General features: G+C 63.1%; 12 protein-coding genes. 9 read left to right on the top strand and 3 right to left on the bottom strand.

Annotated elements, in window-relative coordinates:
- Window positions 1-145: 145 nt before the first annotated feature.
- Window positions 146-487 carry a hypothetical protein gene (locus J3A98_RS23560; RefSeq protein ID WP_021782542.1) on the top strand — a complete coding sequence of 114 codons (342 nt, stop codon included), beginning with the start codon at window positions 146-148 and terminating at the stop codon, window positions 485-487.
- Window positions 488-556: 69 nt separating this feature from the next.
- Here the strand turns inward: J3A98_RS23560 and J3A98_RS23555 are convergent, their stop codons facing one another.
- Window positions 557-1,117: a WYL domain-containing protein gene (locus J3A98_RS23555; RefSeq protein WP_070096106.1), complete on the bottom strand. Its 561-nt coding sequence runs from the start codon at window positions 1,115-1,117 to the stop codon at window positions 557-559.
- Between the two features lie 207 nt (window positions 1,118-1,324).
- Here J3A98_RS23555 and J3A98_RS23550 point away from each other — a divergent pair, with 207 nt between their 5' ends.
- The 7 genes from J3A98_RS23550 to J3A98_RS23520 all read left to right on the top strand — a co-directional run bounded on the left by J3A98_RS23550 (window position 1,325) and on the right by J3A98_RS23520 (window position 9,339).
- Entirely contained in the window at window positions 1,325-2,119 is a 795-nt protein-coding gene (locus tag J3A98_RS23550) for a tetratricopeptide repeat protein (RefSeq protein WP_209968845.1), read from the top strand.
- Window positions 2,120-2,251: 132 nt separating this feature from the next.
- A complete protein-coding gene (locus J3A98_RS23545) occupies window positions 2,252-2,704 on the top strand; it encodes a MarR family transcriptional regulator (protein ID WP_209968843.1) in 453 nt (150 codons plus the stop codon).
- Window positions 2,701-4,788 (top strand): FUSC family protein, encoded by a 2,088-nt coding sequence (locus J3A98_RS23540; RefSeq protein WP_209968840.1) that lies wholly within the window; start codon window positions 2,701-2,703, stop codon window positions 4,786-4,788. Before J3A98_RS23545 ends, J3A98_RS23540 begins: the two co-directional genes overlap by 4 nt.
- Entirely contained in the window at window positions 4,785-4,997 is a 213-nt protein-coding gene (locus J3A98_RS23535; RefSeq protein WP_209968837.1) for a DUF1656 domain-containing protein, read from the top strand. The genes J3A98_RS23540 and J3A98_RS23535 overlap by 4 nt, the downstream gene beginning before the upstream one ends.
- Complete coding sequence (locus J3A98_RS23530) at window positions 4,994-5,869, top strand: HlyD family secretion protein (protein WP_209968835.1); 876 nt, start codon at window positions 4,994-4,996, stop codon at window positions 5,867-5,869. Before J3A98_RS23535 ends, J3A98_RS23530 begins: the two co-directional genes overlap by 4 nt.
- Window positions 5,866-7,284, top strand: a complete 1,419-nt coding sequence (locus J3A98_RS23525) for an efflux transporter outer membrane subunit (protein WP_209968832.1) — start codon at window positions 5,866-5,868, stop codon at window positions 7,282-7,284. Before J3A98_RS23530 ends, J3A98_RS23525 begins: the two co-directional genes overlap by 4 nt.
- 144 nt (window positions 7,285-7,428) lie before the next feature.
- Window positions 7,429-9,339: a cytochrome c/FTR1 family iron permease gene (locus tag J3A98_RS23520; RefSeq protein WP_209968830.1), complete on the top strand. Its 1,911-nt coding sequence runs from the start codon at window positions 7,429-7,431 to the stop codon at window positions 9,337-9,339.
- Between the two features lie 62 nt (window positions 9,340-9,401).
- Here the strand turns inward: J3A98_RS23520 and J3A98_RS23515 are convergent, their stop codons facing one another.
- Window positions 9,402-9,647, bottom strand: a complete 246-nt coding sequence (locus J3A98_RS23515; protein ID WP_021782549.1) for a TIGR02647 family protein — start codon at window positions 9,645-9,647, stop codon at window positions 9,402-9,404.
- A 69-nt stretch (window positions 9,648-9,716) separates the two neighbouring features.
- Window positions 9,717-10,019, bottom strand: a complete 303-nt coding sequence (locus tag J3A98_RS23510; RefSeq protein ID WP_021782550.1) for a hypothetical protein — start codon at window positions 10,017-10,019, stop codon at window positions 9,717-9,719.
- Between the two features lie 148 nt (window positions 10,020-10,167).
- Between J3A98_RS23510 and J3A98_RS23505 the strand changes: the two genes are divergently transcribed.
- Window positions 10,168-10,830 (top strand): glutathione S-transferase, encoded by a 663-nt coding sequence (locus J3A98_RS23505; protein WP_176685289.1) that lies wholly within the window; start codon window positions 10,168-10,170, stop codon window positions 10,828-10,830.
- Window positions 10,831-10,900 lie beyond the last annotated feature (70 nt).

Genomic DNA, 10,900 nt, shown 5'->3' with positions numbered 1-10,900 from the left:
TAGACCACCGGGGCCGCATAGCGGCCCCGGCTCTTTCCTGTCACCCGCCAACAGCGCATACTCTGGCGCCGGGCCTGCGCGCCCGGCGATCTTTGCCTATGCTGCTGTCTACCAACAAGGAACCAACGTGACGAGGGACATCGCCATGTTCTACGTGCAACGCAACGCCGCCGGCCAGTTGCTGCGGGTGGAAGCAGCCGCGTTTGATCAGTTCACCGAAATACTCCCTTCAGACCATGCCGATATCCAGGAATGGTTTGCCGATGATGTTGTGGAAAACAGCCTCAACCAGCTCAAGCAAAGCGACCTTGACATGATCCGCGTGCTCGAGGACCTGATCGACGTGCTGACCGCCAAGGGCGTGTTCAAGATCACCGACCTGCCCGCCGGCGCGCAGGCCAAGCTGCTCAACCGTTCCACGGCGCGCAAGGCGCTCAGCAGTCTCAATAACCTGATTGACGAAGAAGAGCAGGGCGGGCTGATCTAACAGCGAGCTGGTTCACGCGACAGTCGCCGCCGGGTTGGTGTTCGGAGCCAGCGAAGAGGCCGGTACAGGCTACAAATTCTGGTACTGAGCCGCCGCATTGCTCAGAATTTTGCCAATCTCTTCCCGCAAGCCGGCAGGCTGCTCTACCACCACCCCGTCCCCATGGCTCAACAGCCACCAGCGTAATGGCCAGCCGTCACTTACCGTGCCGCGTAACCGATGCCCATGCTCCAGTGCCGTCAGCTGCATGTCGCTGCTCAACGGCGCATCCCGCAACTGCCGCGCCAGTGCATCGCTGATTCGCGCAACCAGCTCCACGCCCTCACCCTGCGATGGCTGCAAGGCATCCCCGCGCAGATGCGTCAGCAAGTCGAAATTACCGCGCAATTCGCCCACGGCACTGGCCGACCAGTGCCAACCGAACGGAATGCTCTTGTCATTGCGCTCCAGTGGGAATATCAGAGAAAGCTCGTTGAGGTCACGCTCGACAGTGCGTTTGCTGACCGTGAAGCCCACGTCGCGCAGGCGCCAGACCAGCTCGGCGCTGGTGATGCCTGGGGAACGGCTGGGCAACTGGCGCAGCAGCGCCCACTGTCGGCTGAGGGTGGCGCGAGTGGTGGCGAACGGCAAAAGATAACGTCCTTGTCTAGGCTTGCCGCAATAGGATGGCGGCATGCGAGGGGCATGGCAATTGGCCACAGCCTGCTCAGATCAAGGAAGTCGCATTTGGTTGCCTCGTGCCGAATCGTTCGCGACAGGTTTTGACGTGACGTCGCGCAGAATCACGCCTCATCACAGCCGAAGGTTGGGGTTGTGCGTCGTTCAATGAGGATGAACATGTCTGTTGCCAGCAATATCCATTCGCTACTTGCACGCCTTCTGCCCGAGCGGGTCATCGCCCCACCTGCCCCTGCAGGAAGGCGACAGCGGCTGTTTTCCGGTGTGGGCTTGCCCAGCCAGCGATCGCTGCTGGTCAACCGCCTGGATGAGGCCAACGACTTGCAGGCGGTGTATGTCGACCTGCGCCGCCAGGCATTGCAAGGCAGCGTGTCCGCATTGAACGACCTCGGCTGGATCTGGCTCAACGGCAAGTACTGGCGGGCCGACACCGTGCTGGCCGGGCACCTGTTGCGCATGGCGGCCCTGCAGGGCAATGCTGCTGCCTGGTTCAACCTTGGGCAGCAGCACTACTTCGGCAAAGGCATTGACCCTTCATATGTGCAGGCGGCGGAGTGTTACCGGCAGGCCTTCGACCGGGGCATGCTGCATGCTGCCGCCGCATTGGGTGACCTGTATGAGGAGGAGGTGTGCGACGGTGACCTGAAGTGGCAGGTTGACCTGGTGCAGGCCTATCAGTGGTTCTTGCGTGGAGCCGAACAGGGCGAGGCGCGTTGTCGTTTTGAAGTGGGTTACCGGTTGATGCATGGGCTGCACGTAGAGGCCAACCTCAAGGCAGCGCTGTACTGGCTTGAGCTGGCGGCAGCGGCGGGGGTGGTGCAAGCGGCGGAGGAACTGGCGGTGCATTTCAGCAGCCGTGACGCGCTACGGTATCAGGAGTGGCGGGACCGGGCGGTGCAGATGGGCAGCACATTGGCGCTGACCATGAAGCTGGAAGACCAGATCCAACCCTGAGTATTTCTCTCCAGTGCTGGCTGAAAATGAACAACATTCAACCCAGGCTATTCGTCGCCCCCTGTTGACGACAGGGGGATGTCGGGGCGTATATTGATAGTTAGCAAACTATGAATATATTTGGTTCTCTTCATGTCCCTTGATCTCCTGCGGCTGCAAGTCAGCAGTGGCCTGGTAGTCGCTGCCCGTCACTGGCGGCGCATCTGTCATACCGCCTTGACCGGCTACGGCATTTCCGAGGCCTGCGCTGCGCCGCTGCTGATGATCGTGCGCCTGGGCGACGGCGTGCATCAGGTAGCTGTGGCCCAGGCCGCCGGCCTGGAAAGCCCGTCGCTGGTACGCCTGCTTGACCAACTGTGCAAAGCTGGCCTGGTGTGCCGTAGCGAGGACCCACTGGATCGCCGCGCCAAGGCACTGAGCCTGACTGCCGAAGGCCGTGCCTTGGCCGAAGCCATCGAAGCCGAACTGGTGCGCTTGCGCCGCGATGTGCTCGGCGGTATCGACCAGGCCGACCTGGGCGCTGCCTTGCGTGTGCTTCGTGCCTTCGAGGCTGCCGGCCTGGGCAGCGCAGGCGGGCTGGCATGAACGGCTTCTTCAGCTCCGTTCCTCCGGCCCGTGACTGGTTCTACGGTGTGCGTACCTTCGGCGCCTCCATGATTGCCCTGTACATTGCCCTGCTCATGCAGTTGCCGCGTCCCTACTGGGCCATGGCTACGGTGTACATCGTCTCCAGCCCGTTCGTCGGCCCGACCAGCTCCAAGGCGTTGTACCGTGCCGTGGGCACGTTGCTCGGCGCTGGCGGGGCAATCTTCCTGGTGCCGCCGCTGGTGCAGTCACCGTTGCTGTTGAGCATCGCCATTGCCCTGTGGACCGGCACCTTGCTGTTCCTTTCGCTGAACCTGCGCACGGCCAACAACTATGTGCTGATGCTGGCCGGGTATACCCTGCCGATGATTGCCCTGGCCGTGGTCGACAATCCGCTGGCAGTGTTCGACGTGGCCTCTTCTCGCGCGCAGGAAATCTGTTTGGGGATTGTCTGCGCGGCGGTAGTCGGGGCTATCTTCTGGCCACGCCGACTGGCGCCGGTGGTAGTCGGTGCCACCGGAAACTGGTTCACTGAGGCCATTCGCTACAGCGACACCTACCTGGCCCGAGATGCCAGTGCCGACAAGGTCGGCGGGATGCGCGGTGCGATGGTGACCACCTTCAACTCGTTGGAGCTGATGATTGGTCAACTCGGCCACGAAGGCGCCGGCCCGCATACCCTGAAGAACGCTCGCGAACTGCGCGGGCGGATGATCCATCTGCTGCCGGTGATCGACGCCCTCGACGATGCACTGGTAGCCTTGGAAAGCCGCGCCCCGGCCCAGTTCGCCCAGCTTCAACCCGTGCTTGAAGCCGCTCGTGAATGGCTCAAAGGCACTGCCGAAAGCGCTTCAGTAGCGCACTGGGCCATGTTGCACGAGCAGATCGGCCGCCTGCAGCCCGCTACAGCCGCCCTCGACCAGCGCGCCGAGCTGCTGTTGTCCAACGCCCTGTATCGCCTGACCGAATGGGCCGACCTGTGGCAGGACTGCTGCACCCTGCAGCACGCCCTGCGTGCCGATGATGCCAAGCCTTGGCGTGCGGTGTATCGCCATTGGCGCCTGGGCCGCCTGACAGCGTTTTTCGACCGTGGCCTGATGCTCTACTCGGTAGCCTCCACGGTTCTGGCGATCGTGGTCGCCTGCGGCCTATGGATCGGCCTGGGCTGGAACGACGGCGCCAGTGCGGTAATCCTCGCGGCAGTAGCGTGCAGCTTCTTCGCTGCCATGGATGACCCAGCACCGCAGATCTACCGGTTTTTCTTCTGGACGCTGATGTCGGTCATCTTCTCCAGTCTGTACCTGTTCTTGGTACTGCCCAACCTGCACGACTTCCCGATGCTGGTGCTGGCCTTTGCCGTGCCGTTCATCTGCATAGGCACGCTGACCGTGCAGCCGCGCTTCTACCTGGGCACCTTGCTGACCATCGTCAACACGTCGACCTTCATCAGCATCCAGGGTGCCTACGACGCCGATTTCTTCACCTTCCTCAACTCCAACCTGGCCGGTCCCGTGGGCCTTCTGTTCGCCTTTATCTGGACCCTGGTGATGCGCCCGTTCGGCGTGGAGCTGGCGGCCAAGCGCATGACCCGCTTCGCCTGGCGTGACATCGTTGAAATGACCGAGCCTGCGACCTTGGCCGTACACCGTCAGGTTGGCGTACAGATGCTCGACCGCCTGATGCAGCACCTGCCACGTCTGTCGCAAACCGGCCAGGACAGTGGTGTGGCGCTGCGCGACCTGCGCGTGGGGTTGAACCTGCTCGACCTGCTGGCGTACATGCCGCGCGCCGGCCAGCAGGCTCGCGAGCGCCTGAACACTGTGGTCGAGGAAGTCGGCGCGCACTACGCGGCCTGCCTGCGTGCCGGCGAACGCCTGCATGCCCCGGTCGCACTGCTGCGCAACATGGAGCGCGCGCGCCTGGCGCTGAACCTGGACGAGCTGTACGAGCGTGGCGATGCCCGCACCCACTTGCTGCACGCCCTGAGCGGCTTGCGCCTGGCGCTACTGCCGGGGGTGGAGGTGATGCTCGAACCTGCCGAACAACCACAACTGCCCCCCGGGCTCGATGGAGCGCCCTTGTGATTGGTGAACTGGATATCAGCGGGGTGTTCCTGCCCACGCTGCTGGTGATGATGTTTGGCACCTACCTGCTGTTCCTTGGGGTGCACGCGGTGCTGGTGCGTCTGCATTTCTACCGCCTGGTCTGGCACCGGGCGTTGTTCAACGTTGCCCTGTATGCCGTGCTGCTCGGCGGGGTGGACCACTTTTGTCGAAACCTGATGCTGCCATGAAAAAACCTATGTTGACCCTGGGCCGTGTGGTCCTGACCTTGCTGGTAGTGACCTTCGCCGCCGTGCTCGTGTGGCAGATGGTGGTCTACTACATGTTTGCCCCCTGGACCCGTGACGGCCATATCCGCGCTGACGTGATCCAGATCGCCCCCGATGTGTCGGGATTGATCCAGAAGGTCGAGGTGCGCGACAACCAGACCGTCAAACGCGGCGACATACTGTTCACCATCGACCAGGACCGCTTCACCCTGGCGCTGCGTCAAGCCAAGGCAACCCTCGGCGAGCGCCAGGAGACCCTGGCCCAGGCTTCCCGCGAAGCGCAGCGCAACCGCAAGCTGGGCAACCTGGTGGCCGCCGAGCAACTTGAAGAAAGCCAGTCCCGCGAGTCCCGTGCCCGTTCGGCCGTCAGCGAGGCGCAAGTGGCTGTCGATACCGCCCAGCTCAACCTTGACCGCTCGGTGGTGCGCAGCCCGGTAGACGGCTACCTCAACGACCGCGCGCCGCGTAACCACGAGTTCGTCACCGCTGGCCGCCCGGTGCTTTCGGTGGTCGACAGTGCCTCCTACCACGTCGACGGCTACTTCGAGGAAACCAAGCTGGGGGGTATCCATATTGGTGACGCCGTGGATATCCGCGTGATGGGCGACAACACCCGCCTGCGTGGCCATGTGCAGAGCTTCGCCGCTGGTATCGAAGACCGCGACCGCAGCAGTGGCGCCAACTTGCTGCCCAACGTCAACCCGGCGTTCAGCTGGGTACGCCTGGCCCAGCGCATTCCGGTACGCATCGCCTTTGACGAAGTGCCGCAAGACTTCCGCATGATCGCCGGGCGTACTGCCACGGTGTCGATCATCGAGGGCCAGCGCCCATGAAACAGCTGATCCTGGCTGGCCTGTGCCTGTCGCTGGGGGCCTGCATGATGGTGGGGCCCGACTATGAGGTGCCTGGGGATGCGGCCGTGCAACGCAATGACCTGAACGGCCCGCTGCGCCAGGATGCCGACAGCGTCGTGTCGGCGCCGGTCCCCGAGGACTGGTGGCAGCTGTATCAGGATCAGCGGCTGAACGAGCTGGTGCGTCAGGCGCTGAGTGCCAACACCGAACTGCGCGTGGCGGCGGCCAACATCGCCAAAGCTCGCGCCCAGGTGGAGGTGGCTGAATCGCAAGGCGGCTTCAACGGTGGCGTCAAACTCGGCGCTCAGCGGTTGCAGGAGTCGGGCGAAGCCTTCCTGCAGCCTGAGAAGGTGCCGGTAGCCAACATCGGGGAGGCCATCATCAGTGCCTCGTACCAGTTCGACCTGTGGGGCACCTTCAAGCGTGGTACCGAGGCTGCCAAGGCAAATGCCGACGCGATGCAGGCCGCTGCCGACACTGCCCGCATCACCCTTGTGGCGGACGTGGTCAAGGCTTATACCCAGGTGTGCTCGGCTAACGAGGAATACCATATTGCCCGTGAGTCGCTCGATTTGCAGGAGCAAAGCGTGAAACTCAACCAGCGCCTGCGCGATGCTGGGCGTGGCGATGAAACCCAGGTCACCCGCTCGCAGACCCAGTTCAAATCCCTGCGTGCCGAACTGCCACGTTTCAAGGCCGAGCGCGAGACGGGTATGTACACCCTGGCTGCGCTGCTGGCCAAACCGGTCGACCAACTGCCTGCCGGAACCGCCGATTGTGCCGAGTTGCCGCACCTGAACCAGCTGGTTCCTGTGGGCGATGGTGCGGCCCTGCTCAAGCGCCGCCCCGACGTGCGACAGGCCGAACGCCAACTGGCTGCCGCCACCGCCTATATTGGCGTGGCTACCGGCGCGTTGTACCCGGACATCAGCATTGGCGCGCAGGTTGGCACCATCGGTATCCTGGAGAACCTTGGCGAGCCTTCGACCAACCGCTGGGGCTTTGGCCCGCAGATCAGCTGGACCATCCCCACCAATGGCACCCGTGCCCGCATTCGCATGGCCGAGGCCTCGACCCAGGCGGCACTGGCGCACTTCGATGGCGTGGTGCTGAACGCCATTCGCGAGACCCAGACCCGGCTGGCACAGTACAGCGCCTTGCTCGATCGGCGCGATGCGCTGGCCGAGGCGGAGAAGTCGGCCAAGGAAGCGGCGGACCAGACGCACCGGTATTACCAGGCGGGGCGTGAGTCGTTCCTGGCGGATTTGCAGGCGACGCGGACGTATACCGATATGCGTGCGCAGTTGGCTGCGGCCAATAGCCAAGTGGCGCAGGGGCAAATTGCCTTGTTCCTGGCGTTGGGTGGTGGTTGGAAGGGGATCGCCAAGCCCTGACGCGATCCTTGAGGTCTGGTCCTCTATGCCACCCACTTGATCTGATTTGTAGCAAGATTTTTCATGAAATCTGTCCAGCACCCTTGAGTGAAGCAAAGTGGAAGTGAACAATGTTCTCTTTCGCATTCACCTTCGAGACTGGCCATGAATACCCGTTCCCGTCTGCTTGCCTGGCTGCCGGCTTTGCTGCTTGGCCCGGTGCTGGTGCTGTGCAGCACCTTGGCGCTGGCCGAGTCCCCCGCCGAGGCTGCCAAAGCCCAGCACCTGCTGGATTACATTGGCGCCGACTACCCGCCGACCGTACAAGACGGCAAGGTGATCGACGAGGGCGAATACCGCGAGCAACAGGAGTTCAGCGCGGTATTGGCTGACCTGGTCAAAGGCCTGCCCGCAAATACTGAACAAGCGGCTTTGGAGCAGGGCGTCCAGGCGCTGCGCCAGGCCATCGACCAGCGTCAGGAAGGTACCGCGGTCGCCAAGCAGGCCCGGCAGCTGGGTGCGCGACTGGCGGTGGCCTACGAGGTCAGCCAGGCCCCGGTGATTACCCCGGACCCAGCCCGCGGCGCTGCGCTGTACGCACAAAACTGCTCGGTCTGCCACGGCGACACCGGCGCCGGCGATGGCCCGGCTGGCGTGGGCCTGGAGCCTGCACCCGCCAACCTGCGCGATGTCTCGCGCCTGGACCAGTTAAGCCTGTTCGACCTCTATAACACCCTGGCCCTGGGTATCGACGGCACCGAAATGCCGTCGTTTGCCGACCAGCTGGACGACCGCCAACGCTGGGATGTGGCCGCGTATATCGCCAGCTTCACCGCCAAGCCGGAAGCGGGCAAAGGTGACAAGACCTGGAACCTCGCCGACCTGGCTCGCCAGACGCCGGCCGAAGTCGCCGCCAACGAAGGCACTGCGGCCGTCGAGGCATTCCGTGCCCAGCGTGCCCAACCGCCGCAAGTAAAGCGCGGCCCGGCGCAATTGCTCGAATACACGGCCAGCACACTGGACAAGAGCCTGGCGGCCTACCGCGCAGGCGACCACGATCAGGCTTATGACCTGTCGGTGGCGGCCTACCTGGAGGGTTTCGAGCTGGTGGAAAGCTCGCTGGACAACATTGACACCCAGGCGCGCAAGAACACCGAAAAATCGCTGATGGCCTACCGTCAATCCCTGCAGGACGGTCTACCCGTGGCCCAGGTCGAACAGCGTCTGGCCGAAGCCAGAACCAAGCTCGAGCAGGCGGCCAAGTTGCTGGGAAGCGATGGTCTGAGCTGGTCGCTGAGTTATATCTCCGGTTTGCTGATCCTGCTGCGCGAAGGCCTTGAGGCGATTCTGGTGCTGGCGGCGATCCTGGCCTTCCTGCGCAATACCGGGCAGCAGTCGGCAGTACGCAGCGTCAACATCGGCTGGGGCCTGGCGCTGGTTGCCGGCTTCGCCACCTGGGCGCTGGCGGCCTATGTGATCGATGTGGGGGGGGCCCAGCGCGAGCTGCTGGAAGGCTGCACAGCACTGTTCGCTGCAGTGATGGTGCTATGGCTGGGTGTGTGGATGCATGACCGCCGCCACGCAGCCGCCTGGAAGGACTACATCAAGAGCAGCCTGGTCAGCGGCGGCGGGCGCTTCGGCTTTGCTGTGCTGGCATTCTTCTCGGTATACCGCGAATTGTTCGAGGTGATCCTGTTCTACGAGACCCTCTGGCTGCAGGCAGGCCCTGCCGGGCATCAGGCGGTGCTGGCGGGTGGCGCGACGGCACTGGTGCTGCTGGTGGGCCTGGCCTGGGTGATTCTGCGGGGTTCGGCCAAGTTGCCGCTAACGCTGTTCTTCAGCATCAACGCCGCGCTGCTGTGCGCGCTGTCGGTAGTGTTCGCCGGGCATGGCGTGAAGGCGCTGCAAGAGGCCGGTGTGCTGGGCACACGGCCGGTGGCGTTCTTTGAGTTCGACTGGCTGGGGATTCATGCCGATGCCTACTCGCTGTCGGCGCAGGCGGTGGCCTTGCTGGCCATCGTGTTCCTTTACGGCCGCTCGTGGCTGGCGGAAAGGCGCAGTGCTGCGGCCAACTGACTGGAACCTGCGCGGTCCCACAGGGGCCGCGCTAGGTCTCAGATCTTGCGCAAGCCTGATGCTCAGGCCGGCTGTGGCGCCTTGAGAATGTTCTGCAGCAGTTGGACACTTTCAACGGCGTCATGACCCAGACTGGTCAGGTAGCCGCCATCCGGTTGATCGGTCAGCCCCTTCTCATGCAGGCGTTGTGCAGCCGCGATCAGGGCGGGGGATGCGGTGCTGGTTATCTTGATGCCTTCCTGGCTGCTGTCGTGTTTGAACAGCGCGAGTACTTCCAGTTCGTCGATCAGATCGGGGGTAAAAGGCATGGCAGCTCCTGACTTCCAGACAAGGATGGCGGCACCGTCAGCGGTGCCTGATCTTCGAGTGTAGCCGGGTTATTCGTCGTCGCCTTGATCCATCTCAGGCGGCAGCTCCGGCAGTGCCCGCAGAGCGTTCTCATACCACTCGCCGTTGAACGCACGGTCCTCTACCAGCATGTTGTCAATTTCGAAGGCCAGCACATGCGCCATCAGGTTGAGAATGTCTTCACGCTCATAGCCGACCAGCGTCAGCTTGTTGAAAGTGGCCTTGGCCGCAGGCGGCTCGCCGCTCTCGATCTGGTTTTCGATGGCTTGGGTCAGCGTGGCCTCGGCGAAGGCTTCGTCGTCGTCATTGCCGATGTCGGTGGGCTCGCTCATGGCGGTACTCCTAGGATGGGATGCAACAGTGTGCCATGCCTATGGCGGCAATGCCCGAGCATTGACGCGGTGCATGACGCTGGTCAGCGGCAGGCGTTCAGTCTATAAAAGCCAGGCCAACCCCTTACGGCCTGGAGGCTGTTACCTCATGCTCAAGCTTCATGGATTCTCGGTCAGCAACTACTACAACATGGTCAAGTTGGCCCTACTGGAAAAAGGCCTGCCCTTCGAGGAAGTCACCTTCTATGGCGGCCAGGCGCCACAGGCGTTGGAAGTGAGCCCGCGGGGCAAGGTTCCGGTGCTGCAGACCGAGCAGGGCTTCCTCAGCGAAACCAGTGTGATCCTCGACTACATCGAGCAAACCCAAAGCGGCAAGGCACTGCTGCCGGCCGACCCGTTCGAGCAGGCCAAGGTGCGTGAGCTGCTCAAGGAAATCGAGCTGTACATCGAACTGCCGGCGCGTACCTGCTACGCCGAGTCGTTCTTTGGCATGTCGGTCGAACCACTGATCAAAGAGAAAGCGCGTGCGGACCTGCTGGCCGGTTTTGCCACGCTCAAACGCAACGGGCGCTTTGCACCTTATGTTGCAGGCGAGCAGATGACACTGGCAGACCTGATGTTCTGCTTCTCGGTCGACCTGGCCAACGCGGTGGGCAAGAAGGTGCTGAACATCGACTTCCTGGCGGACTTCCCGCAGGCCAAGGCGTTGCTGCAGCTGATGGGCGAGAACCCGCACATGGCGCGGATCTTGGCGGACAAGGAAGCGTCGATGCCGGCCTTCATGGAGATGATTCGCAGCGGTAAACGCTAAGAGTCTTGTTGGGTCATTCGCGGGTAAACCCGCTCCTACAGGTACAGCACAACCGTTGTAGGAGCGGGTT

The organism is Pseudomonas sp. BP6 (assembly GCF_017875935.1).
Classification (GTDB): Bacteria; Pseudomonadota; Gammaproteobacteria; order Pseudomonadales; family Pseudomonadaceae; genus Aquipseudomonas; species Aquipseudomonas putida_Y.
The sequence above is the reverse complement of the archived record's forward strand: the minus strand, read 5'-3'. Positions and strand labels throughout refer to the sequence as shown.